This is a genomic window from Mycobacterium yunnanensis, assembly GCF_025823185.1.
GTDB classification, from domain to species: domain Bacteria; phylum Actinomycetota; class Actinomycetes; order Mycobacteriales; family Mycobacteriaceae; genus Mycobacterium; species Mycobacterium yunnanensis.
In genome coordinates this window covers 422,283-444,753 of record NZ_JACKVK010000011.1, presented here as the reverse complement: position 1 = coordinate 444,753, position 22,471 = coordinate 422,283, and the positions used below count along the sequence as shown (strand labels likewise).

Genomic DNA, 22,471 nt, shown 5'->3' with positions numbered 1-22,471 from the left:
AGACGGCCGGTCTGGCGCATGGTGTCGACGGACGCCCGCTACTTCAGGCAGCTGCCCGCATCGATCGGTAGCGTCACACCGGTCAGGTAGCGGCCCTCGTCGGAGGCGAAGAACAGGACGGCGTTGCTGACGTCGACGGCGTCGACCCAGGGGATCGGCAACGTGTGGAACATCTGGCAGATGGGCGCCATGTCGTCGGCACCCGGGTTCTCCAGATCGGGTCGGAACATCTTGAACGTCGCGTCATTGTGCAGCATCTGGGTGCTGACGTGAGTGGGATGTACGGAGTTCACGCGAATCATGTGCTGGCCCAATTCCACTGCGAACGTGCGCATCAGGCCGACGACGCCATGCTTGGCTGCGACGTAGTGTCCGGTGTGGGGGTATGCCTTCAGCCCGCCGACCGAACTCGTGAGGATGATCGATCCGCCTGCGCCGCCGGCGATGACGTGGGGGACGGCGGCCTTGACGGTCTTCCAGACTCCCGTGAGGTTGGTGCCGATCATGTCGTCCCAGTCCTCTTCGCTGGTCTGATCCAGCGTCTGACCTCCGTTGCCGATACCTGCATTGGCGACGACGATGTCGAGCCGTCCCAGCTGCTCCACACCGCTGTCGACCGCCTCCTTCAAGGCCGCATAGTCACGCACGTCTACCTCGGCGGTGACGACCCGCCGATTCAAATTCTTTACCAGGTCGGCAGTTTCGGCGAGATCCTCGGGCGTCGAGGCGGGGATGCCGTCCGGTGCGGTCATCGGCTTGCATACGTCCACGGCGATGATGTCGGCACCCTCCTCGGCCAGGCGTACCGCGTGGCTGCGTCCCTGACCTCGTGCCGCGCCGGTGATGAAGGCGACCTTGCCCGCTACCCGTCCAGCCATTTGTTCCCTCGAATCCCTCGGTGAGTCGCACGTGCTGTGCACTTGCTCAGCACTCTGTCACCGCAAGAGTCGTCGTGTCAACGGTATGCGGACTTCACGTGCTCTCGAGATCTGCTGAATCAGAGCGAAATTGAACGAGAAGGATCCGTGCCGGAATGCGGCACGCGGACGAGCTACGCCTCGGCTGCGAACCCGTGCGACACGAAGTCCCACACCTCGTCGGCGGAGATGGGGGTCGTCGCGATGTCTTCCGAACCGCTGCTCTGCGCGACGAACATCACGGTCTGCATGGTCATCGCTGCTATCCGCTTGGGATTAAGGCTGGAGCGGAGTTCGCCTGCCGAAGCGGCGTCCTCCATCAGCTCCGTGAGCAGGGCCACCAGGGGCGCGTGCGCCACTTTGACCTCGGACGGATGCGTAACCAGCAGGCGCGGTGCGAAATCGGTGAAGAGGGGTCGCTTCGCTGCCGGGTCGGGTCGGGAGGACTCGAACAACAGCTGGACGGCAACCTTGAGTCGGTCCAGTGGATCGGTGTGATTGGCGGTCGCGGCGCGAATCTGCTCGGCCGAGCGGCTCAACGCGTCCTCGAAGAGGGCGAGGAGTAGTTCGTGCTTGCCGTCGAACTGCAGATAGAAACTGCGAAGCGACTGCCGTGAGCGGTCGACGACCTCTTGCACCGTGAAGTCGGTGCTGCCCTTCTCGATGATGATGGCCTGAGCCGCGTCCAGGAAGCGTTGTACGCGTTGCGCCGCGCGCACTTTCGCCGTCTTGATGGAGCGTTCGACCGCGCGCTGCTTCCAGGCCGGTTCTTCGCTGGGGCTAGTCGTCATCGACGCCTCTGACGTGGGCCGATTCGGGAGAACATGGATGAACTGTACCGGAGAACGGCACTGAACAGTGCGCCACGCCCAATCTTGGCCCTTGTGTCAGAGATTGTAACTTTCCCACAATGAGAATATTATTCTCTCAACGTCCGCAAGAGAAGACTCGCGGCGAAGTGCGAACGGAATCTCGTGCAGCTCACCTTTGATGACGACGTCGAGGCCTTTCGCTCCGCATTCGCCGCCTTCCTCGACGAACATGCCCCATCCGACGCCGACGCCGTCCGTCGACCGCACTCGTCGGCACACATGCCGGAGTGGGCCCGCAGGTGGCAACGTCTGCTCTTCGACAACGGCTGGCTGGTACCGGGGAATCCGCCCGCCTTCGGCGGTCGCAACGCCACGCTGATGCAGCAGTACGCGCACCAGACCGAGTTGGCCCGGCGGCGGATGGTGTCGAGCTTCAACCCGCAGGGTGTGGGCATCGTCGCCGCATCTCTGTTGACGTTCGGCACCCCCGAACAGCAGGAGAAGTGGGCGGTGCCCATACTCCGCGCGGAGATCACCGCTTCCCTCGGCATGAGCGAACCGGGCGCGGGATCGGACTTGGCGTCGCTGCGCACCACCGCGGAACGAGACGGTGACGACTTCGTCGTCAACGGGCAAAAGGTGTGGACCTCCGGCGCCCACGAGTCCGACGTCATCCTGACCTTCGTCCGAACCGACCCCGCGGCGGTCAAGCACGGCGGCATCAGCGTCCTGCTGATCCCGACCGATTCGCCAGGCGTGACGTGCCGGCCGTTCGCATCCGCCGCCGACCGCGGCGACCTGGACTTCAACGAGGTGTTCTTCTCCGAGGTCCGGGTGCCGGCGGCCAATCTCGTCGGTGGGTTGGGCAAGGGGTGGGGCGTTGCGACCGGATCGCTGGGCCACGAGAGGAACATGTTGTGGCTCAGTTATGCCGATCGGTTGCAGGACCTGGTCGACGACTGGTGCCCGACTTCGGTACTCGAGCGGGATCAGTACGCGACGTTGGTGATGGACGACCATGCGTTGCGGCTGATGGGCTCCGCAGCGCTCGCGCGCGCAGCCCGCGGTGAGGAGGACGTTGCCGCATTGTCGGTTCTCAAGGTTCACGGGGCCGATTCGGTGCAGGCCGCCACGGAACACGCGTTGTCCGCCCAGGGCGCAGAGGGGCTTCGGCAACCCGGCATGTCGGCGCCATACGTGCCGCTCAACCACGACCACTACTCGGGCAGTTGGGCCGACCGCTACATCCGATCGTTCGCCGGGACCATCGCCGGTGGCACCTCGGAGATTCAGCGCAACATCATCGCGCAACGCGTCCTCGGGCTCCCCCGCTAGCGGGTCGTCGATGCTGTGCCCCGAGCCGTGGCTACAGTTCGGCCAACCGCGGCACCGAACCACGGGCCCGCAGACCGGCGCCGGCCTTGATGGTCAATTCCCGTGAGCTGCCGAGCAATCCGTCGATCACCAGCACGCGCTTCACGTGATGGTGAAGCTCGTGTTCGGCGGTGAAGCCGATACCGCCGAGCACCTGCTGGCAGTTTCGGGCAGCGGTCAGAGCGGCCCGTCCCGCGGCCGCCTTGGCGAGCAGCGCCGTCAGATCCGGGTTGTCGACTCCCGGCAGGGTCAGAGTCGCCTCGGCGCCCTCGACGGCCACCAGCGTGTCGGCCAACCGGTGCCGGATGGCCTGAAAGGACGCGATGGGCTTGCCAAATTGCACCCGGTCCAGAGCATGCCGACGGGCCATGTCCAGCATGGCCCGTGAACTGCCAACCAGCCACCAGCCAAGTGCGCGTCGAGCCTCGGCGAGACGCAGCAATTCGCCTTCCTCCACTCGGCGCAGCGGCAGCCCGCCCATGACGGTGCCCGCCACGTCCACTGCCCGCCGGTCCCACACCACTTGAACGTTGCCGGCGAAGGGCATCGCGGGGGTGCCACCAAGCTCGCGGCGGCTGGACTGCAGAACCACGTCGTTCAGAATTGAGGCGTGCGAACCGGTTTCGCCTAGAAGTCGAAAGACCACCGGTACCGTCGCTTCGGCCGAATCGGTGAGCATCTCGGCCCACCCCAGCTCGGCGAGCGCATCGTCCAACTCGACACCGGAGGCCGACAGCATCGTCTTGCGCAGGGTGTCCTCGAGCATCTTGAGCGATTCGGAGTCCATTGTCATTCCCTCCCCAGGTCGAGCAATCGGCGAGCGATGATGTTGCGCTGCACCTCGGCGGTGCCGCCGTAGACCGTCGACGCCCGGGAGTAGAGGTACTCGCTGCGCCACGCCGTGTGGTCGAGATCGATTGCCCCGGGCAACAAGTCGTACACGGTGTCGTAGAGCCGCTGCTCCGCACCGGCCAGCAGCAATTTGTCCACCGACGTCTCCGGACCCAACTTGACCCCGTCGCCGAGCCGTCCTTGGGTGGCCACGGAACGGCAGCGGAGCGTGTGCAGGGCGAGATACGCTTCGCCCATGTCGCCGTCGACGTCGCGGCCGAGATCCTTGACGTCCACGACCAGCGCGTCGAACCTCGAGTACAGATAGGCGATGCGCTGCCAGAAGCAGGTCGACCGCTCATAGGGCAGCAGGTCCATGGCGAGTTGCCAACCGTCGCCGGGGTTTCCGAGCATGCGGTCGGCGGGCACCACGACGTCGTCGAAGTAGACCTCGCAGAATTCGTCCACGCCGTGCATCGTGCGCAGTGGGCGGACGTCGACTCCCGGGCTGTCCAGGTCGACGAAGAACGCGGTGAGTCCCTGGCTCTTCGGGGTGTCCGTGCCCCCGGTGCGGGTCAGCAGGATGCACTTGGACGAGAACTGCGCGTAGCTGGTCCATACCTTCTGGCCGTTGACCACCCAGGAGTCACCGCGTTGCTCGGCTCGGGTGCTCAGGGAGGCCAGATCACTACCGGAGCCAGGCTCTGAGAATCCCTGACACCAGGTTTCCTGCCCGGAGAGCAGACGCGGCACCATCTCCGCGGCCAACGCGGGACTCGCGTAGTCGATCATCGTGGGTGTGAGCACCTCGAGCATCGAATACGGGCCCGGTTCGTCGAGGCGCCGGCCGACGATCTCCTCGCCGACGACCGCCCGAAGAATCGCGGGTCCCCCGAGGCCGCCAGCCCGCTCGGGCCAGCCCCATCGCATCCATCCGGCGTCGTAGAGTGCGCCGAGGACGCGTGCGTGTTGGGCCTGGTGGGCTTGCAGCGAGTGGTCGGCTGGGGGAGTCAAGTCGTTGTCCTCGAGCCACTTTCGCAACCCGGTCCGACACTCGGCGACGCTGGGGACGCCGGTGAACGTCGTCATCCTGCCTCCGGCCTGCCGATGGCGTGCGGACGGCCCGAGTCGTGGTCGCCGTTGCGCCGGATGAACGTCATGGCGCGCGTCTTCAGGCGCCATCCGTCGTTCGTGCGGAGGTAGGTGTCCCGGTAATAACCGATGCGCATGTCGTGCGTGGAGTGCTCGACGAAGCACAGTGGTTGGGTACCGCTCGCGGTGTCGGAGCCGTCCTCGAGGTCGACCAGTGCCGTCCCTGTCATGAACAACCCGCTGGGGGCGGCCGCGACGAGCTCGGGAAACCGCGCCAGGGTGTAGGTCGAGCCGAATGCACTGTAGGTGCCGTCGGGCGTGAAGACCGTGACGAGTCCCTCGACGTCGCCCTGGGTGATGGTGACCGCGTACTTGGCGAGGAGCTGGTGTATTTCGACGAGGTCGTCGGTGCGCGACGGCCGGGTGCTAGGCGTTGTCATGTCGGAAGACCTTTCCGCCCTTCATCACGAAGTCGACGTGTTGGGTGACGCCGATGTCCTGCAGTGGGTCTCCCGGTACGGCAATGATGTCCGCCAGCAGGCCTTCGGCGATGCGACCTCGGTCGGTGACACCGATGAGGTCCGCGGCGACGACCGTCGCGGCCCGCAGTACGGCCGCCGCGGGCATGCCCCAGTCGACGAGGGTGACGAGTTCGTCGGCGTTGCGGCCGTGCGGGATGGCGGGCGCATCGGTGCCGACCGCGATCTTGGCGCCGGCCTCATACGCTGCGACCAGCGACGTGCGGGCCTTTGGAAACATCTCGGCGGCTTTGTCCTGCAGCGCCTTCGGTGCTTTCGACACGTCCATCGCCTCAGCCAGTCGCCGGGTGGTGACCAGAAACCGGTTGTTGTCCACCAGCATCTGAATCGCTTCGTCGTCCATCAGAAAGCCGTGTTCGATGCAGTCGATGCCGACCGCGACGGCGTGCTTGACGGCCTCGGCGCCGTGGGTATGGGCGGCCACGCGCAGTCCGCGGCGGTGCGCCTCGTCCACGATGGCTGACAGCTCCTCGTCCGAATAGTGTTGCGCACCAGCCTCCCCAGTCAAGGACATCACTCCGCCGGAGACGCACACCTTGATCAGCTGGGCGCCGTGCTTGATCTGGTAACGGACCGCCTTGCGAATCTCGTCGACGCCGTTGGCGATGCCCTCCTCGACGGTCAGCTCGAGCGCACCTGGCATGAAGGCGGCGAACATCGTCGGGTCCAGATGTCCGCCCGTCGGGGTGATTGCATGACCCGCGGGAACCACGCGCGGTCCGTCGATCCAGCCGGCGTCGATGGCCTTGCCCAGGGCGACGTCGAGCAGATAACCCCCGGTCTTGACGAACAGTCCGAGGTTACGCACCGTGGTGAATCCCGCTCGCAGTGTGCGACGCGAATTACCCACGGCACGAAGGACACGAGTTGGGGGGTCGTCCTGCACCTGGGACAGTCCGGGATTCTCCCCGCGACCGCCCATCAGCAGGTTCACCTCCATGTCCATCAGGCCCGGCAGCAGGATGGAGTCACCGAGGTCGAGCACCTCGTCGTCCGGGCCCTGCGGAAGGTCCCCACCGATGCCGACGATCCGGTCGCCCTCGATCGTGACGACGGCGGGCCGGATCACCGTGCCGGCGTCGACGTCGACGAAACCCGCGGCCTTCAGGGTGAGCACGACTAGACCACCGGCTCCTTGATCAACTGGATGTAGGCGGCACCGCTGTCGAGCACCCGCGGCTGCTTCCACACCTCGATCGGAAAGCTCACCATGACGATCGACTGTCCGAGATGCACCAGTGCCTTGGCGTCTTCCGGCATGCCAGCCAAGGGAAAGCGCGCGTCGACGTAGACCATGATGTCCTCGAGTCGGGCCATGCCGGCGTCGTACAGATCCTGCATCTCTTCCATCGTCGACGCGAGACGCTTGGCGTAGCGCTCCTCCTCGGTCGGCAAGCACCATTCCGAGAACCGCTCGAGATCGGCGAACTCCGCGGGCAACTTAGACACGAGAGGCCTCCTTCTCGTCGGTCGCGGCGGCGTGCACGCCGTTGGTATGGGCCAGTGACGCCTTGTACCGATCCACGTACTGATGTGCGGTCATGTGCAGGTGCCGCAGCAGGATCTCCTGATCGCACAGCGGGAACTCGGTGACGGCGCGGGTGCCGATCTGCGTCTGCGTCGCCTCGAGAGTGTTCGCATCCTGGAACGCGTACTCCTTGAATGTGACGGCGGCCAGCTCTTGAGAGAGCCTCTGACGCAGGTTCTTTGGCGGCACGAAGTACAGATCTGCCTCGAAGACGTGCGAGTCGACGCCGGTGGGCCAGTAGTTGTACGTCAGGTACCAGCCGGGTGCCCAGAACAGCAACGTCCAGTTGGGGAAGAACTCGAATGAGTCGGTGCCCCAGGTCTTGTGCCGGCCAGGGTTGATGGCCGGCGGCAGCTCGTCGGGCAGGACGCCCTTGATGTCCGGCCGGTCCCACGGGCCGAACAGACCGCTGTGCAGGATCTGCTCGATCGGCTTGACCATGTTGATGTCCTTGGGCGGGGACATGCCACCCCACGACGACACCATCGAGTGATCGCCCTTCAGGTCGTAGGCGAGCGCCTCGAACCCAAACTTGGCCAACTTCTCGGCCTCTTCCTTCTCCGCCTGCTTCATGTGCAGGATCGGGGCGTGGTAGAACTCGGTGAAGGCGTCGATGAAGAGCTTCCAGTTCGCCTTGACCTTCGAGCGATAGCTGTAGTGCTCGGTCATCTCGTGGAACGGGTAGCCCTTCAGGCCCTCACCGAACTCACCGAGGTAGTCCACCAGCGGTTCGGCGTCGTCGTCGAAGTTGACGAATATGAAGCCCTCCCAGACCTCGCAACGCACCGGCTTGAGCGGGTAGTCGGCCTTCTCGACGTCGAAGAACTCGCCCTCCTGCTGGATGAAGGTCAGGTCACCCTTGAGGTCGTAGCGCCAAGCGTGGTACTTGCAGACGAACTGTCGGCAGCTTCCCGAGACCTCTTCACCCGGAAAGTCGTTCCACACGAGCTTGTTTCCCCGGTGGCGGCACATGTTGTAAAAGGCGCGAATGGTGCCGTCACCGTCCTTGTTGACGATGATCGACGTTCCCGGACCGACCGAGGGCATCTCACGGGTGAAGTAGCTGCCGGTCTTGGGGAGCAATTCGACGCGACCGAGATGCAGCCACGTCTTTCGAAAGATGGCCTGCTGCTCGAGCTTCCAGTGCTCCGGGTCGATCGAGTCGGTGTAGTCGACCGGTGCGGTGCCCAATTCGGGCCAATTCTCGGTCCAGCTACCCGCCGCGGGTTTGGGGAAGAATGCCACGCGATCAGTTCTCCTTCTTGGGTTCTACGCCGAATGTGTTCAGGGCCATGGCCAGCATGTGGTAACCACCCACGGTGAACACGAAGTCCATGAGTTGGTGTTTGTCGAGGCGTTCGGACAGCGCAGCCCACGTGCCGTCGGAGATGCGTGCGTCGTCGACCAGTTCGTCGGCGGCCGCGAAGACGGTGCGGTCGAATCCGTGGGCGGCGTCGACCTGCTGGACCGCGGCGATGTCGTCGGCGGTCAAGCCCGCGTCGGTGCCGATCTCCACGTGCTCGTCCCACTCGTAGGCGCACGACGTGCGATGCGCGACGCGCAGGATCGCCATCTCCCGGATGCGTGCGTCCAGCGAGGAGCGCATCAGCAGGTAGAAGCTGAAGTTCAGGAAGGGGCGGGTGAGGTCGGGATGGTTGACCAGGGTGCCGATCGCATTGCCCGCAGCCGTCGGATTTCGGCGCTCCTCGGGCATCATCCGCAGCGCGCCCAGTACGGCGTCGTCCCACTCCGCTGCCGGCAGCGGTGGTATGCGCACGGCGTCTCCCTTCGACGAACGGCGGTCTCTCGCCACGCACGAGAATAGCATTCTCATATTTGAGTAATACATTTCCATGTCTCGTCAAGAACGTCAACGGCGGGGGATTCATCCCGGGCCGCGGGCCGATCGATCGGTGGGCGAAAACTGCAGGCGCCGCCGCATATCGCAGCTGAGGTTAGTTGATTCTCCGATGACGAGAGGATAGTTTTCGTGCATCGGGTCCGCGCGATCGGCGATCTTCGGCGCGGGCCGTCCGGTCGGCAACCGACGAGCGCCGGGTGGAACTGGCGATGGACGACGAACGCGAGCATCTTCGACGAGGAGAGTTGTAGTGACCGGTGGGATGAACTTCGCACTTACCGAAGATCAAGAACTGATCCGCAAGTCCGTGGCGGAACTGGCCGCGCGTTTCGACGACCAGTACTGGATGAACAAGGACCAGGGTCACGAATTTCCCCAGGAGTTCTACGAGGCCGTCGCCTCCGGCGGATGGCTCGGGATGACCATTCCCGAGCAGTACGGCGGGCACGGTCTCGGCATCACCGAGGCGACGATCCTCGCCGAGGAGGTGGCTCGTTCCGGTGGCGGGATGAACGCTGCCAGCGCGATCCACATGTCCATCTTCGGCATGCAGCCCGTCGTGGTCTTCGGCTCCGATGACATGAAGGCCGCGACCCTGCCCAGAATCGTCGACGGCGACCTGCACGTGTGCTTCGGTGTCACCGAACCGGGTGCCGGCCTCGACACGTCGCGCATCACCACCTTCGCCAAGCGCGACGGCGACTCCTACGTCGTCAACGGACGCAAGGTGTGGATCTCCAAGGCCATGGAGTCCGAGAAGATCCTGCTGCTGACGAGGACCACGCCGTATGACGACGTCACGAAGAAGACCGACGGGCTGTCGCTGTTCCTGACCGACCTCGATCGCAACCACGTCGACGTGCGGCCCATCAAGAAGATGGGGCGCAACGCGGTCAGCAGCAACGAGTTGTTCATCGACGACCTCCGCATCCCGCTCGAGGATCGAATTGGCGAGGAGGGGCGGGGGTTCGAGTACATCCTGCACGGCCTCAACCCCGAGCGGATGTTGATCGCGGCCGAGGCGCTGGGCATCGGGCGTGCCGCGCTGGATCGCGCGGTCAAGTACGCCAACGACCGGGTGGTCTTCGATCGCCCCATCGGCATGAACCAGGGCATCCAGTTTCCGCTTGCCGATTCGTTGGCGCGCCTGGACGCCGCGGAACTGGTCCTACGCAAGGCGACGTGGCTCTACGACAACGGACAGTCCTGCGGGCGGGAGGCCAACATGGCCAAGTACCTCTGCGCAGACGCCGGCTTCGACGCCGCGGACCGGGCCCTACAGACACACGGAGGCATGGGTTACTCGGAGGAATACCACATCTCACGATTCTTTCGCGAGTCTCGGTTGATGAAGATCGCCCCGGTGAGCCAGGAGATGATCCTCAACTTCCTGGCCTCCAAGGTGCTTGGCCTGCCAAGGAGTTACTGATGGCCGTGAATCCGCTGTTCGACCTCACCGGCCGTTCGGCGTTGGTGACGGGCGCTGCCGGCGGCATCGGTTCCGCGGTCGCGCGAGCGCTCGCCACAGCCGGCGCGTCGGTTCTGGTGACCGACCTCGACGAGGACGCTGCAGCCGCCGTCGCCGGCGGAATCGTCGAGGGGGGCGGCGTCGCCGAGAGCGCAGGACTCGACGTCGCCGACCGAGGCTCCGCCGATGCCGCGGCTGAGAAGGCGGCGGCGATGACCGGGGGCGTACTCCACGTGGTGGTCAACAACGCGGGCGTCACCGCACCGGCGATGTTCGCCGACATCACCGAGGACAACGCCAGCCGTCTCGTCGACGTTCACGTGATGGGCGCGTTCCGGGTCACCCAGGCGGCGCTGCCGTTCCTGGCGACCGACGGTACCGGGCGCGTCGTCAACGTCACCTCGGCGGCCGGCATCACCGGCACGCTCGGACAGGTCAACTATTCGATGGCCAAGGCCGGCCTCATCGGGTTCACCAAGTCGCTGGCCCGTGAACTGGCCCGCCAGAACATCCTCGTCAACGCACTGGCGCCGTTGGCGGCCACGCCGATGACCGAGACCATCCGCACCAACGAGAAGTTCTCGGCGACCATGATGCGTCGAATCCCGTTGCAGCGTTGGGCCGAACCCGACGAGATCGCCGGTGCCTTCGTCTTCCTGGCCTCCGACGCGGCGTCCTACGTCACGGGCCAGGTGCTGCCCGTCGACGGCGGCATGGTGATGTGACGGGGGCATCATGACCAACCCGGGGCCCCTCGCGGGCATCACGATCGTGGCCTTGGAGCAGGCCGTGGCCGCGCCCATCTGCAGCCGAGTGCTCGCAGACTTTGGCGCTCGCGTGATCAAGGTCGAGAACCCGGTCGTGGGAGACTTCGCCCGCGCCTACGACGACGTCGTCAACGGACCCGGCGGACTAGGCGCGCACTTCGTCTGGTGCAATCGCGGCAAGGAGTCGATCACGCTGAACCTGAAGTCGGCGAACGGGATCGACGTTCTACATCGACTTCTCGACGGGGCTGACGCCTTCGTGTCCAATCTCGCGCCCGGTGCGACGGCCCGACTTGGACTGGGGCGCGCAGATCTCACCGCCCGTCACCCGAATGTCGTTCCCGTGGAGATCGACGGCTACGGACCGGGCGGCCCCATCTCGCACAAGCGCGCGTATGACCTTCTCGTGCAGGCGGAATCGGGCTCCTGCGCGGTCACGGGTCACCCGGGCCTGCCTGCCAAGCCTGGGCCGGCGATGGCCGACTTCACCACCGGCCTCTACGCGGCCCTGTCGATCATGGCCCTTCTCGTCGCCCGCGGAGGACGAACCGACGTTCCCGCGCCGGCGGTGGAGCTGAGCCTGTTCGACGTGATGACCGACATCATGGGCTACCAGCTCACCTACACCCAGCACACCGGCGTGGACCAGGTACCGCTGGGAGTCGGGGCACCGGCCGTCGCGCCGTACGGCTCGTTCCGCACCGCCGACGGTCACACCGTCGTACTCGGCACCACCAACGATCGTGAATGGCAACGCCTGGCCAGGGACGTCATCGAACGACCCGACCTGGCCGACGACCCTCGGTTCGGCACGAACGCCGACCGGTGTGCTCATCGTGACCTCCTCGATGAGGCCATCGGAACATGGTGTGCCACGCGTGATCTCGCGGACGTGCAGAAGATCGCGGACGACGCAGGCATCGGCAACTCCCGATTCAACCTGCCGAGCGAGGTGGTGGCACACCCGCAGCTGCGGGCGCGGGATCGCTGGCGCCGCATTGGCTCGCCCAAGGGCAGCATCCCCGCGCTGCTGCCACCGCCCGTGATCGACGGGTACGAGGCACCAATGCGCGCCGTGCCGGGACTTGGGGAACACACCGATCTCATCCTCGCCGAGTTGGGTCTCACGAGTGACGAGATCGCCGCGCTGCGAGACGAGGGCGCGATCGGCCCGGCATACCCATGACCGACGAGCCAGTCCTGCTCGTCGACGACGCCGGCGGCGTGCGCACCCTCACCCTGAACCGTCCGCACCGCAAGAACGCCCTCGACGCCCGCTCGTGGTGCGAGCTCGCCGATGCGTTGCGCGCCACCGCCCGCGACCCCACCGTTCGCGTGCTGGTGATCACGGGTGCGGGCGGAGCCTTCTGCTCGGGCGCCGACATCGCCGCCGGGGATGACGTGCACCCCCGGTACAAACTGCAACGGCTCGGCGACGTGGCGCTCGCCCTGCACGAGCTGTCCGTCCCGACGGTCGCCAAGGTCGCCGGGGTCGCGGTGGGTGCTGGCTGGAATCTTGCGCTCGGTTGCGATCTGGTGGTGGCCACTCCGGAATCGCGGTTCAGTCAGATCTTCGCAAAGCGCGGACTGTCGGTGGATCTCGGAGGGTCGTGGCTGCTGCCCAAGCTCGTCGGACTGCAGCAGGCCAAGCGCTTGATCCTGCTGGGGGACATGATCGATGCCGACGAGGCTCGGGCACTCGGTCTGGTGACCTGGGTGCGCCCGGCCGACGAGATCGACACCTTCGTCGACGATTTGACGGGTCGACTGGCGGCCGGGCCGCCGTTCGCGCTGGCGCAGAGCAAGGCGTTGGTCGACGACGGAGCCAGCAGCACGCTGCAGCAGGCACTCGCGAACGAAGCCCGCGCGCAGCCGGGAAACTTCGCCACGACGGACGCCGCCGAGGCGTACGCCGCATTCGCCGCAAAGCGAGAACCGAATTTCCTTGGTACGTGGGCGGTTCCGCCCCGACCGTCGCCGTCGGGCTCAGCGTCCGACCCCACCGAAGGGAGCTCTAGTGCGCCGTGACCTGTTCGACGACGACCACGAGGCGTTCCGCGCGCTGGCTCGCGAATTCGTCGAGAAGGACGTCGTACCGCACTACCCCAACTGGGAGAAGGGCGGTCGCCTTCCGCGCGAGGTGTTCGAGAAGATGGGTGAGCTGGGTCTGCTGGGCATGGCGATTCCGGAGGAATTCGGCGGCGGCGGCATGCCCGACTACCGCTACGACGTGATTCTGCAGGAAGAGGCGGCGCGCGCCCTGGTGACGCTGTCCACGGTGCGCACGCAACTCGAGGTGATTCTTCCGTACTTCTTGCACTATGCGAATGCCGAACAGCGCACGCGGTGGTTCCCCGGTCTGGCGTCGGGCACACTGCTGTCCGCCGTGGCGATGACCGAGCCGGGCACCGGCTCGGATCTGGCGGGCATGCGAAGTACCGCGGTTGCCGACGGCAGCGACTACGTCCTCAACGGTGCCAAGACGTTCATCACCGGCGGCATGCAAGCCGACCTGGTGGTCGTGGTGGCACGCACCTCCACCGATCCGGACGACCGCCGCAAGGGTCTGACGCTGCTCGTCGTCGAAGACGGCATGCCTGGGTTCACCCGGGGGCGCGAGCTGGAGAAGATGGGGTGCAAGGTCCAGGACACCGCGGAGTTGTCGTTCGTCGACGTACGGGTCCCCGCGGCCAACGTGCTCGGCGAGGTTGGCGAGGCCTTCGGTTATCTCGGCCACAACCTTCCGCAGGAGCGGCTCACGGTGGCGGTCGGGTCGGTCGCTCAGGCGCGGTCGGCCATCGCCGCGGCAATCGACTACACGAAGCAACGCAAGGCCTTTGGTTCACCGGTGGCGTCCTTTCAGAACACCAAGTTCGAGCTTGCGGCGTGCTCCACGGAGGTCGAGGCGGGCCAGGCGATGCTCGACCGTGCGGTCCAATTGCACGTCGAGGGCGAGCTGTCCGCAGCCGACGCGGCCAGGGTCAAGTTGTTCTGCACCGAGATGCAGCAGCGCGTCGTCGACCGCTGTCTGCAGCTGTTCGGCGGCTACGGCTACATGATGGAATATCCGATCGCGCGGCTGTACACCGATGCTCGAGTGACTCGGATCTACGCGGGTACCAGCGAGGTCATGAAGGTCATCATCGCCAAGTCGCTGGGTCTGTAGCCCGACCCGTACGACGACCGCCACCCGCCCGAAAAGAGACCCTTGTCACATTCGTCAAACCTACCTACTGTGTGTTCACTAGGTTGGTTTGGCGGCGGGGGCGTGGTGAGTGATCGGAGTCCGGTGACCATTGTCGAGCAGCAGGCGCCGCGTCCCTACGCGTCGCTGTTGGCCAAGGGGGAGGACCGCAGAGTCCGCATCCTCGAGGTCGCCGAGCGGCTGCTCGCGCGCAACGGATGGCGCAACACCTCGCTCGCGCAGATCGCGAAGGAGGCGGGCGTCAGTACGGCCGGTCTGTTGCACCACTACGCCTCCAAGGAGCAGCTGCTCAACGCCGTTCTCGACGCACGTGACGCCGACGACGACCAACACGCGGACCGCACGGGCGACCTCATAACCGAGATCTGCCGGGTCGCCGAACGCTTCGACCGCCAGCCCGAGCTGATTGGCACCTTTACGGTGTTGCTCGCCGAGAACATCGCCCCCGACGCACCGCTGCACGACCGTCTGGTCAAGCGGCAGCAAGCTGCGGTGGGCATCGTGACCGACTTCATCCGACGCACGCAGAATGCCGGCGTCTACCGCCCCGACTTCGATCCGGCCATCAAGGCCGTCGAAATACTCGCCTTCATCAACGGAATGGAGTCCGCATGGCTACTCGACCCCTCGATACCCCTGGTCGCCGTCTTCGAGGGGTACGCCCAGACGCTGGCCAGGGATTTCGAACCTGGGGACAGGAGCGCGCCATGAGGTACCGGTTGGACGTGGTGGGTCCCTCGGTCCGCGATGTGGTCACCTTCGCCGGCGGGTTCGTCGTCGACCGGGTGATGGCCGGCTGGGACGTCACGGTGCTCGTGGACGGTGCGGAGGATCTCCGGGCCTTGGAGATCCTGGGCGTCGAGCTCCAGGATCTCGAGGGGGCATTGACGATGTGGGCGGACCGGCCCCATCCGCACACCGTGGCCGTGGCGGCGGAGATGTTCGCCGCCGACGCGCGGGTCCGCCGCGGCGTGCTCGAGGCCCTCGACCACGGACTGACCGAGGTGACGCTCTGGGGTGAGCGTTGTCCGGCCGAACTCGACGACAGCGTGGATGCGGTGCACCATCGACTGAGCGCTGCAGCCCGCGCCTTCAAGGCGCAGGCACTGGGCGCGATCGGATCCGCAGGCGTCGACGTCGGTGACTCGGAGACATTCCGTTGCGGCGCAATGCTTCAGCCCTCGGTGGCGGCGGATCTGATCCCGGCTAGCTGACCCACGGTCCGGCGGCTGCGTCTACGCGCGGTCTCGGGCTGCCGCACGCGTGAGGTAGTCGATCTGCAGGTGGGTGGCGTACAACACGAGCGGGGGGAGCACGATGAACGGGACGTTCTCGGCGATGAACTTGAAACCGAGGCCGTAACCTCCCTGCCCAATGTCGCCGAATCCGGCGCCCACCTCCGAGATGAAGTACACCGCGGTGCTGCTCATCAGGATGGCCACGCCCGTGAACGTGAACCACAGGCATCGAAGGCGCGACTCCGTGGCGAGGTGCGTGCGAATCAACTGCGTCCACATGACGAACACCATGATGCCGGTGAGCACACCCACTACTTCCAGCGCGAAGATCCACGGGTTGCCGCTGACGTAGCGCGTGTCGGCCAGGCCGTACTGCCACCACAACCACTTCCAGCCGGGGTCGTCCGTCGGCGCCCACAGGCCCAAGGGATGGCCGATCAGGAAGACCAACTCGTAGCCGATCTGGCTGCCGGCCGTGTAGGGCAGGTAGAAGAGCACGAGTTCGGCGGCCTTGTCGAGGCGCGTTCGGTTCTCACCCGGCGCGTCCCAGAGGATTACGAGGGGCAGCAGGAGGACGGGAACGCCGAAGATTAGGTTCACGACGATGTCGGTGGTCAACGTCGGGGCGATGACGCCGACGTGCACCCCGATGGTGACCACGACGAACACGGCCGCGGTGAAGAGGCCGGTACCCAGGTAGATCCGTCCGCGATGCGGCGCGACCGGCCTCGCGAAGTTCGTCTCGCGACGCGGCGCGGGAATGGTCTCCGCCGATTCGCCCGCGTGCTGGCTCATCGTGGCTCACCCGCATCGAGGACCGACGGCCGACGTCGCGCCGGACGGCGATTGACGGCCGGACGCTGGTGTGAAAATGTTATACGCGACATAGGAGAATCATATTCTCGTTCGACGAGATTGCGGAAGCGGAGCGCTCATGGCGGAAGATCTGACGTCGGTCGACTTCTTTCGGGATGACCGACTGGTCGCCGATCCGTACCCCTTCTACGCCGCGCTGCGGAACAAGTGCCCGGTCACCCGGGAAGACCATTACGGCGTCACGATGGTGACGGGCTGGCAAGAGGCGGTCGACGTCTACAACGACGCGGACACGTTCTCGTCGTGCATCTCGGTGACGGGGCCGTTTCCCGGCTTTCCGGTTCCCCTCGAGGGTGACGACGTCACCGATTTGATCACGAAGCATCGCGACGACATTCCCTTCAGCGACCAGTTGCCCACGCTGGACCCGCCGACGCACACCAATCACCGTGCACTCTTGATGCGGTTGATCACGCCCAAGCGTCTCAAGGAGAACGAGGACGCGATGTGGCAGATCGCCGACGACGTCCTCGACGAGTTCATGGCCCCCGGCGCAGGTGACTTCATCTCCGGATTCGCCGCGCCGTTCACGCTGCGTGTCATCGCCGACCTGCTGGGCGTCCCCGAGGAGGATCGACCCGAACTACTCGAGCGGCTGGCCCGGGGCACCCACGGAAGCGGACTGGGCAACGCCGACAAGGCGATGACCAAGACGCCGCTGGAATACCTCTACGACATCTTCGGACAATACGTAGAGGACCGTCGCGCCCAACCCCGCGACGACGTGCTGACCGGACTCGCCACCGCCACCTTCCCCGACGGCACCATGCCCGAGGTCGGTGACGTCGTCCGGGTGGCCACCAACGTCTTCTCGGCGGGGCAAGAGACGACGGTTCGACTGCTGAGCACCGCGATCAAGGTCATGGGGGACCAACCCGAGATTCAGCAGCGGTTGCGCGACGACCGCAGTCTGCTGGGCAACTTCATCGAGGAGTGCCTGCGTATCGAGAGCCCGGTCAAGGGTGACTTCCGGTTGTCGCGCGTGCCGACCGTGGTCGGCGACGAGAAAGTCTCCGCGGGAAGCACTTTGATGGTCGTCAACGGCGCCGCCAACCGCGACCCGCGCCGTTTCGACAACCCCGACGACTTCGATCCGGACCGCAAGAACGCGCGTCAGCATCTCGCCTTCGGCCGCGGCATCCACAGCTGTCCGGGTGCGCCGCTCGCGCGAGCCGAGACACGCGTCGGCCTCGAACGGCTGCTCGACAGGACGACTGACCTGCGCATCAGCGAGAAGCACCACGGGCCGGCGGGACAGCGCAACTACCGATACCTTCCGACCTACATCCTGCGCGGGCTGACCGAGTTGCACGTCGAGTTCGACGCCACGTGAGGGTCACCGTAGACGAGGATCGGTGTGCGGGGCACGGCATGTGTCTGACGCTGTGCCCGGAAGTCTTCGATCTGACCGACGACGGTTGGGCGGTTGCCGTGCCCGAAGACGTTCCCGAGAGTGTGGAAGCCGCCGCGCGCACGGCCATCGAGAACTGCCCCGAGCGGGCAATCCGCGAGATCAACTGAGTCGAAGGGAGATCGAGGATGTCCGACGAGCCAAAGGGTTACGTGATCCTCACCGAGGACGTCAAGGACCCAGCCGGGATGGCCGAGTACGGCAAGGTGGCCCGCAACGCGATGTCGACCGCCAAGCTGTTGGCGTTCAGCCCAGCCGTCGCCACCCTGGAAGGGCAGTGGCACGGAACCCAAACTGTCCTTCTCGAATTCGAGTCGGTGGACGCCGCCAAGGAGTGGTACTACTCCGAGGATTACCAGCAGGCAGCGAAACTTAGGCGGGCCGCGGCCGACTGCCACGCGGTCGTCATCTCGGGTCTGTGAGGCGCGGCGCCACCACACCGGCGGCGGCATCGAGAATGCCCAATTCTGTCCCTCGGTCGGCCGCGATATTGCGAACTACGGCAACGTCCTTGGCGACGAAGCCACCGACCGAGGCGATGAAGGCGTCGACCGAGGCCGCCGTGGCGATCATCGCCAGAGCCCTGCTCCGTGAACTGCCGTGGGCCAAGGCGTCGAGCAGGGACGTCTCGGCAACGCCGAGGTGCGTGCCCAGCCGCACCGCCTCGGCGACCAAGCCGATCTGCGCGGCGAAGAGGGTGTTGTTGACGAGCTTGACGAGTTGACCTGCGCCCGTGACGCCGACGTGCAGGATGGGGTCTGCATACGCGCCGAGCAATGGTCGCAGCCGGTCCACGGCGGTGTCGTCCCCGCCCACGTACACCGTGATCGACCCGGCCGAGACGTCGTGTGGACCGCCGCTGACCGGCGCATCGAGGACCGCGATGTCGGGTCGCCGGGCCGCCAACGCCCGTGCGGTGTCGGGACTTCCGGTGGTGTGCAGGACCAGGCAGGACTGCGGCTGCATGGCGGCCAGCAGACCGTCGTCGACGCACACGCCACGGACCTGCTCATCGGTGAAGACGGCGACCACGACGACTTCGGCAGCAGCGGTGACGGATCGCACGTCGGTAACGGGGTTGCCGCCGAGGTCGGCGATCGCCCGCGCCTTCCCTTTGTTGCGGACCAAGACGTTCACTTCGTGCCCGGCGTCGACGAGCCTGCGCACCATTGGGGCGCCCATCCGTCCGGCACCCACGAACCCGACGGTCATCCGCGCGGATGGTCCATTGCGGCCAAGGCACCGTCGGCAACGCTGAAGACGGTGCCATGGGGGGCGGATGCGCCGTCGGCGAGGCTGGCCGCGTGCCGGACGTCCTTCTGTAGCAGGGCCCCTGCGATCGGCGCGAGGGAGGACAGCGTGCCACCGGCCCGGACCATGCTGTCGACGGCCTTGCTCGCCGCCGATCCTCGTGCCAACACTTCGCACAGGGCCGTCCGCGGGACACCAAGGGCCTCACCCAGTTCCAGGGTGCTCAGCGCCGCTCCGAGGTTCGCGCTGAACAACAGGTTGTTCAGGATCTTGGTGACCTGCCCGCTGCCCACCGGCCCGAGGTGGACGACTGGGTCGGCAAACGTCGTGAACACGGGTCGGCACTTCTCGACGTCCTCCTCCCTGCCGCCGGCCATGACCAACAGAGTTCCGTCGGCGGCTGCCGGGCCGCCGCCGCTCACCGGCGCGTCGACCACTGAAACACCATGCCCGGCAACCTGTTCGGCAATGGTCCGACAGGTGTCCGGGTGCACGGTGCTGTGAATAGCCACGATGGCGCCCGGTGCGAGTCCGGCCAGCACGCCAGTGTCGCCCTCGAGGACCTGACGGACGTCGTCGTCACCCACCACGCAGATGCACACCAGGTCGCTGGCCTCGGCCAACTCGGCGGGGGAGGACGCGACCCGCGCCCGAGTGTCGGCGAACGGCTCGACGGACTCTGGACGACGACCCCATAGGGTCAGCGGGTAACCGCCCTCGACGATGCGGCGCGCCATGGGCGCGCCCTGGCTGCCCAATCCGATGAACCCGACGCGCATCACGGTGCCTCCATTTCGTCGACGTTCCTCGTGCAATGGTCGGCGAAGGACAGCACCCTTCGGTGATATTCCACGGCCGTCGACCCGACGCTGAGATTGTGCCCGCTGCCGCCCATTTCGTTAACCGTCACGCTGGGTGACCCGGTGAACAACGCGGCGATGTCCGCTAAGGCCTCCGGCGTCGCCTCCCATACGCGCTCGTATTCGGCGACGCTGAACTGGACGGGGACGGTGACGAGCGCGGCGGCGGCGGGGAAGTCCCGGTCCGCCCAATGGGTGGTGACGTCGGCCTCGTAAGCGGCGCCGGGCGCGGACAGCTGACCACTGAGCACCTCGGCGGGATACAGCCCGGTAGGCTGCCACAGCAAGTCGCGTAACCCAGCCGGTCGTGACGCCGTGGTCGCCTGGCTGATGGCCGCCCGTACTCCTGCGGCGAAGCGCGTCCCCGTGCCCGCCAGCTCCACTCCGAGGACGTCGTCGCGGGTGTGATTACCTGCCATGCGCAGTCCCAACTCGCACCCGGAGGAGTGGGCCATCACGAAGAGCCCGGCGCCGCCGTCGCCGGCGACGATCGCGTCGACCGCGCCGAACGCCAACTCGGTCCTCCGACTAGGGTCCGTCATCTCGTCTTGGTACAACGCCGAGGCGCCGTAGCCGGGCCGGTCGAGGGCGATCACCGTGAATGCCCGGGACGCGGCAGCCCGCATCAACGACAGTCGCGGGTGCCCGGGGCAGTCGAAGTACCGAGCCGTGACTCCACCGCCGTGGACCGCCACGATCACCGCGCGCGGTTCCGGTACCTGAATGGTCAGCGCCGACATCGGAATTCCGTCGACCATGATGACGCGGGTGCGGGGCTCGGAGTTCACGATTCGGTCCTCAGCAGGATCGCGCCACTTGGGGTGAGGCCGCCGGTGCTGACCACCGCGGTCCTGGCGTCGGCCACCTGACGTTCGCCCGCCTCGCCGCGCAGCTGGGTGACCGCCTCGTGGATGAGGCCCATGCCGTGGGTTCGACCGTGTGACAGCTGGCCGCCATGGGTGTTCAACGGAATGGCGCCGTCGCGGGCGATCGCGTGGCCGCCGTCGAGGAAGTCCTTGGCCTCGCCGATACCGCAGAAGCCCAGCGCTTCCAGCCATGACAAGCAGTTGAAGGTGAACCCGTCGTACAGCTGTGCGACGTCGACGTCATCGGGCCGCATGGTGGTCCTCGTCCACAGGTGCGCCGCCTGTCCGAGAACCTGGGGCTCGTGGGTCATGGTCGACTGATCCCAATCGGTGCGCTCGACGATCTGCGTGCCGACCGCTTCGAAGAGCACCGGTGCGTGCGGCAGGTCGCGGGCCGCGTCGACGGCCGAGACGATGACGGCCACGGCGCCGTCGCACGGCACGTCGCAGTCGTACAGTCCGAACGGCGTAGTGATGAACCGGGCGCCGAGATAGTCGTCCATCGTCATCGGGTCCCGATAGATGGCCGTCGGATTCAGCGTTGCGTTGGCGCGCTGATTCAGTGCGATCCAGCCCAACGTCTCGCGGGTGGTGCCGTAGCGGTGAAAGTGCCGCTGCGCGTTCAGTGCCAGGGTGTGCGCGGCGGAGGTGGCGCCGAAGGGCACCTGCCAGCTGGTGGTGCGCGCACCACCCGGGGGAGATGCCTTACCCTCCTTCATCAGCTGGGCGAAGGTGGCTTCCCACAGGGTTCGGAAGCACAGCACGTGGCGGGCCATGCCGGTGGCGACCGCCATCATCGCCGCGATGACCGACCCCCCGGGGCCGAAGGTATCCATGCCGCCGTTGATCCACGTCGGCTTCAGTCCGAGGGCCCCCTCGAGTGCGCTCACCCCGCCCTCGCCCATGCCTGCGACGTCGAGCCCCGGATAGGTCGACAATCCGTCGATGTCGTCGAAGGTCAGGCCGGCGTCCGCGACCGCCTCCTCACAGGCCTCGATCGTAAGGGCCAGCGGCGGCACCATCAGTCGGCGGCCCAGGCGAGAGGCACCAATGCCCGTGATGGCCGAGTGATCCTCGAACTTGGTCGTGGTGAGCATCGGACGCACGTGGCGGGAAAAGTCGCGGGGGTCGATCTCGTCGACCGGCTGGGGCACGGGGGTGTCGTCGGAGGAGGGTCGGAACAACGGCAGCCAGACGTCGGCAAGTTGCCGGAACACCACCTCGACGGGTTGACCGAGCTCGAGATCCTCTGGCGCGCAGTCGACGATGTTGGTGGTCAACCGGACCCTGGGATCCTCGGCGACGGCGACCTGTGCGACGACGTAGGGCGGTGGTAACTCCGGGAAACCGAAGCGGTGGTTGACGGTGAACGCCGAGAGGCTGGCCCGCCCGGACAGGGTTCGAACGCCCAGATCGGTACTGCGGCAGTACCGGCAGATCGGGGCTGGCGGGTGGATCAGCGCTCGACAGGATTGGCACTCCTGCAGACGTAGCCGACCGTCGGCGCCTGCGGTCCAGAAGTATTCGTTGGCTACGGTGACTTGAGGCAAGGGGCGCCCCGGTGCGTCGGGCACG

The 22,471-nt window shown here is 66.2% G+C and carries 25 protein-coding genes; 11 read left to right on the top strand and 14 right to left on the bottom strand.

Annotated elements, in window-relative coordinates:
• Positions 1 to 38: 38 nt before the first annotated feature.
• Positions 39 to 878: a mycofactocin-coupled SDR family oxidoreductase gene (locus H7K45_RS21865; RefSeq protein WP_263998057.1), complete on the bottom strand. Its 840-nt coding sequence runs from the start codon at positions 876 to 878 to the stop codon at positions 39 to 41.
• A 173-nt stretch (positions 879 to 1,051) separates the two neighbouring features.
• Complete coding sequence (locus H7K45_RS21860; protein ID WP_263998056.1) at positions 1,052 to 1,708, bottom strand: TetR/AcrR family transcriptional regulator; 657 nt, start codon at positions 1,706 to 1,708, stop codon at positions 1,052 to 1,054.
• Positions 1,709 to 1,891: 183 nt separating this feature from the next.
• On the opposite strand from H7K45_RS21860, the gene H7K45_RS21855 reads away from it, so the two are divergent.
• Positions 1,892 to 3,064, top strand: a complete 1,173-nt coding sequence (locus H7K45_RS21855; RefSeq protein WP_263998055.1) for an acyl-CoA dehydrogenase family protein — start codon at positions 1,892 to 1,894, stop codon at positions 3,062 to 3,064.
• Positions 3,065 to 3,095: 31 nt separating this feature from the next.
• Here H7K45_RS21855 and H7K45_RS21850 read toward each other — a convergent pair whose 3' ends face one another.
• Genes H7K45_RS21850 through H7K45_RS21820 form a run of 7 tightly spaced genes read right to left on the bottom strand, consistent with a single transcriptional unit; the run spans position 3,096 to position 8,870 of the window.
• Positions 3,096 to 3,890, bottom strand: a complete 795-nt coding sequence (locus H7K45_RS21850; RefSeq protein WP_263998054.1) for an acyl-CoA dehydrogenase family protein — start codon at positions 3,888 to 3,890, stop codon at positions 3,096 to 3,098.
• A gap of 2 nt (positions 3,891 to 3,892) precedes the next feature.
• Positions 3,893 to 5,023, bottom strand: coding sequence for an acyl-CoA dehydrogenase family protein (locus H7K45_RS21845; RefSeq protein WP_263998053.1), 1,131 nt, complete (start codon positions 5,021 to 5,023; stop codon positions 3,893 to 3,895).
• Positions 5,020 to 5,466 carry a nuclear transport factor 2 family protein gene (locus tag H7K45_RS21840; RefSeq protein WP_263998052.1) on the bottom strand — a complete coding sequence of 149 codons (447 nt, stop codon included), beginning with the start codon at positions 5,464 to 5,466 and terminating at the stop codon, positions 5,020 to 5,022. Before H7K45_RS21840 ends, H7K45_RS21845 begins: the two co-directional genes overlap by 4 nt.
• Entirely contained in the window at positions 5,453 to 6,682 is a 1,230-nt protein-coding gene (locus H7K45_RS21835) for a metal-dependent hydrolase family protein (RefSeq protein WP_263998051.1), read from the bottom strand. The genes H7K45_RS21840 and H7K45_RS21835 overlap by 14 nt, the downstream gene beginning before the upstream one ends.
• A 2-nt stretch (positions 6,683 to 6,684) precedes the next feature.
• Complete coding sequence (locus tag H7K45_RS21830; protein ID WP_263998050.1) at positions 6,685 to 7,014, bottom strand: hypothetical protein; 330 nt, start codon at positions 7,012 to 7,014, stop codon at positions 6,685 to 6,687.
• Positions 7,007 to 8,338 carry an aromatic ring-hydroxylating oxygenase subunit alpha gene (locus H7K45_RS21825; RefSeq protein WP_263998049.1) on the bottom strand — a complete coding sequence of 444 codons (1,332 nt, stop codon included), beginning with the start codon at positions 8,336 to 8,338 and terminating at the stop codon, positions 7,007 to 7,009. Before H7K45_RS21825 ends, H7K45_RS21830 begins: the two co-directional genes overlap by 8 nt.
• A gap of 4 nt (positions 8,339 to 8,342) precedes the next feature.
• Positions 8,343 to 8,870 carry a carboxymuconolactone decarboxylase family protein gene (locus tag H7K45_RS21820; RefSeq protein ID WP_263998048.1) on the bottom strand — a complete coding sequence of 176 codons (528 nt, stop codon included), beginning with the start codon at positions 8,868 to 8,870 and terminating at the stop codon, positions 8,343 to 8,345.
• A gap of 346 nt (positions 8,871 to 9,216) precedes the next feature.
• On the opposite strand from H7K45_RS21820, the gene H7K45_RS21815 reads away from it, so the two are divergent.
• The 7 genes from H7K45_RS21815 (at position 9,217) to H7K45_RS21785 (ending at position 15,608) form a co-directional block, all read left to right on the top strand.
• Positions 9,217 to 10,383 (top strand): acyl-CoA dehydrogenase family protein, encoded by a 1,167-nt coding sequence (locus H7K45_RS21815; RefSeq protein ID WP_263998047.1) that lies wholly within the window; start codon positions 9,217 to 9,219, stop codon positions 10,381 to 10,383.
• On the top strand, positions 10,383 to 11,147 hold the full coding sequence (locus H7K45_RS21810) for an SDR family NAD(P)-dependent oxidoreductase (RefSeq protein WP_263998046.1): 765 nt from the start codon (positions 10,383 to 10,385) through the stop codon (positions 11,145 to 11,147). Before H7K45_RS21815 ends, H7K45_RS21810 begins: the two co-directional genes overlap by 1 nt.
• A 10-nt stretch (positions 11,148 to 11,157) precedes the next feature.
• Positions 11,158 to 12,375: a CaiB/BaiF CoA transferase family protein gene (locus H7K45_RS21805; protein WP_263998045.1), complete on the top strand. Its 1,218-nt coding sequence runs from the start codon at positions 11,158 to 11,160 to the stop codon at positions 12,373 to 12,375.
• The gene (locus tag H7K45_RS21800; protein WP_263998044.1) at positions 12,372 to 13,217 is read left to right on the top strand and encodes an enoyl-CoA hydratase/isomerase family protein; all 846 of its coding nucleotides are present in this window, start codon (positions 12,372 to 12,374) and stop codon (positions 13,215 to 13,217) included. Before H7K45_RS21805 ends, H7K45_RS21800 begins: the two co-directional genes overlap by 4 nt.
• Positions 13,207 to 14,355 carry an acyl-CoA dehydrogenase family protein gene (locus H7K45_RS21795; protein ID WP_263998043.1) on the top strand — a complete coding sequence of 383 codons (1,149 nt, stop codon included), beginning with the start codon at positions 13,207 to 13,209 and terminating at the stop codon, positions 14,353 to 14,355. Before H7K45_RS21800 ends, H7K45_RS21795 begins: the two co-directional genes overlap by 11 nt.
• A gap of 123 nt (positions 14,356 to 14,478) precedes the next feature.
• Positions 14,479 to 15,105, top strand: a complete 627-nt coding sequence (locus tag H7K45_RS21790) for a TetR/AcrR family transcriptional regulator (protein WP_372512608.1) — start codon at positions 14,479 to 14,481, stop codon at positions 15,103 to 15,105.
• Positions 15,102 to 15,608 (top strand): hypothetical protein, encoded by a 507-nt coding sequence (locus H7K45_RS21785; protein WP_263998042.1) that lies wholly within the window; start codon positions 15,102 to 15,104, stop codon positions 15,606 to 15,608. The genes H7K45_RS21790 and H7K45_RS21785 overlap by 4 nt, the downstream gene beginning before the upstream one ends.
• A 21-nt stretch (positions 15,609 to 15,629) precedes the next feature.
• Here the strand turns inward: H7K45_RS21785 and H7K45_RS21780 are convergent, their stop codons facing one another.
• Positions 15,630 to 16,427 (bottom strand): emopamil-binding protein, encoded by a 798-nt coding sequence (locus tag H7K45_RS21780; protein WP_263998041.1) that lies wholly within the window; start codon positions 16,425 to 16,427, stop codon positions 15,630 to 15,632.
• A 139-nt stretch (positions 16,428 to 16,566) separates the two neighbouring features.
• On the opposite strand from H7K45_RS21780, the gene H7K45_RS21775 reads away from it, so the two are divergent.
• From H7K45_RS21775 to H7K45_RS21765, 3 genes are read left to right on the top strand one after another with little or no spacing between them, the layout of a single operon-like run.
• Complete coding sequence (locus H7K45_RS21775) at positions 16,567 to 17,841, top strand: cytochrome P450 (RefSeq protein WP_263998040.1); 1,275 nt, start codon at positions 16,567 to 16,569, stop codon at positions 17,839 to 17,841.
• Entirely contained in the window at positions 17,838 to 18,029 is a 192-nt protein-coding gene (locus H7K45_RS21770; protein WP_263998039.1) for a ferredoxin, read from the top strand. The genes H7K45_RS21775 and H7K45_RS21770 overlap by 4 nt, the downstream gene beginning before the upstream one ends.
• An 18-nt stretch (positions 18,030 to 18,047) precedes the next feature.
• The gene (locus tag H7K45_RS21765; RefSeq protein WP_263998038.1) at positions 18,048 to 18,341 is read left to right on the top strand and encodes a DUF1330 domain-containing protein; all 294 of its coding nucleotides are present in this window, start codon (positions 18,048 to 18,050) and stop codon (positions 18,339 to 18,341) included.
• Here H7K45_RS21765 and H7K45_RS21760 read toward each other — a convergent pair.
• Genes H7K45_RS21760 through H7K45_RS21745 form a run of 4 tightly spaced genes read right to left on the bottom strand, consistent with a single transcriptional unit; the run spans position 18,325 to position 22,470 of the window.
• Positions 18,325 to 19,131, bottom strand: a complete 807-nt coding sequence (locus H7K45_RS21760; RefSeq protein WP_263998037.1) for an NAD(P)-dependent oxidoreductase — start codon at positions 19,129 to 19,131, stop codon at positions 18,325 to 18,327. The genes H7K45_RS21765 and H7K45_RS21760 overlap by 17 nt on opposite strands.
• On the bottom strand, positions 19,128 to 19,949 hold the full coding sequence (locus tag H7K45_RS21755; protein WP_263998401.1) for an NAD(P)-dependent oxidoreductase: 822 nt from the start codon (positions 19,947 to 19,949) through the stop codon (positions 19,128 to 19,130). Before H7K45_RS21755 ends, H7K45_RS21760 begins: the two co-directional genes overlap by 4 nt.
• A complete protein-coding gene (locus H7K45_RS21750; RefSeq protein WP_263998036.1) occupies positions 19,949 to 20,818 on the bottom strand; it encodes an alpha/beta hydrolase in 870 nt (289 codons plus the stop codon). The genes H7K45_RS21755 and H7K45_RS21750 overlap by 1 nt, the downstream gene beginning before the upstream one ends.
• Positions 20,815 to 22,470, bottom strand: a complete 1,656-nt coding sequence (locus tag H7K45_RS21745; RefSeq protein WP_263998035.1) for a thiolase C-terminal domain-containing protein — start codon at positions 22,468 to 22,470, stop codon at positions 20,815 to 20,817. The genes H7K45_RS21750 and H7K45_RS21745 overlap by 4 nt, the downstream gene beginning before the upstream one ends.
• Position 22,471 lies beyond the last annotated feature (1 nt).

What these genes read in the sequence shown, in the direction of transcription:
- H7K45_RS21865 (WP_263998057.1), bottom strand. Translation starts at nt 878, where the DNA reads ATGGCTGGACGGGTAGCGGGCAAGGTCGCCTTCATCACCGGCGCGGCA.
- H7K45_RS21860 (WP_263998056.1), bottom strand. Translation starts at nt 1,708, where the DNA reads ATGACGACTAGCCCCAGCGAAGAACCGGCCTGGAAGCAGCGCGCGGTC.
- H7K45_RS21850 (WP_263998054.1), bottom strand. Translation starts at nt 3,890, where the DNA reads ATGGACTCCGAATCGCTCAAGATGCTCGAGGACACCCTGCGCAAGACG.
- H7K45_RS21845 (WP_263998053.1), bottom strand. Translation starts at nt 5,023, where the DNA reads ATGACGACGTTCACCGGCGTCCCCAGCGTCGCCGAGTGTCGGACCGGG.
- H7K45_RS21840 (WP_263998052.1), bottom strand. Translation starts at nt 5,466, where the DNA reads ATGACAACGCCTAGCACCCGGCCGTCGCGCACCGACGACCTCGTCGAA.
- H7K45_RS21815 (WP_263998047.1), top strand. Translation starts at nt 9,217, where the DNA reads ATGAACTTCGCACTTACCGAAGATCAAGAACTGATCCGCAAGTCCGTG.
- H7K45_RS21810 (WP_263998046.1), top strand. Translation starts at nt 10,383, where the DNA reads ATGGCCGTGAATCCGCTGTTCGACCTCACCGGCCGTTCGGCGTTGGTG.
- H7K45_RS21805 (WP_263998045.1), top strand. Translation starts at nt 11,158, where the DNA reads ATGACCAACCCGGGGCCCCTCGCGGGCATCACGATCGTGGCCTTGGAG.
- H7K45_RS21800 (WP_263998044.1), top strand. Translation starts at nt 12,372, where the DNA reads ATGACCGACGAGCCAGTCCTGCTCGTCGACGACGCCGGCGGCGTGCGC.
- H7K45_RS21785 (WP_263998042.1), top strand. Translation starts at nt 15,102, where the DNA reads ATGAGGTACCGGTTGGACGTGGTGGGTCCCTCGGTCCGCGATGTGGTC.
- H7K45_RS21780 (WP_263998041.1), bottom strand. Translation starts at nt 16,427, where the DNA reads ATGAGCCAGCACGCGGGCGAATCGGCGGAGACCATTCCCGCGCCGCGT.
- H7K45_RS21775 (WP_263998040.1), top strand. Translation starts at nt 16,567, where the DNA reads ATGGCGGAAGATCTGACGTCGGTCGACTTCTTTCGGGATGACCGACTG.
- H7K45_RS21765 (WP_263998038.1), top strand. Translation starts at nt 18,048, where the DNA reads ATGTCCGACGAGCCAAAGGGTTACGTGATCCTCACCGAGGACGTCAAG.
- H7K45_RS21760 (WP_263998037.1), bottom strand. Translation starts at nt 19,131, where the DNA reads ATGACCGTCGGGTTCGTGGGTGCCGGACGGATGGGCGCCCCAATGGTG.
- H7K45_RS21755 (WP_263998401.1), bottom strand. Translation starts at nt 19,949, where the DNA reads ATGCGCGTCGGGTTCATCGGATTGGGCAGCCAGGGCGCGCCCATGGCG.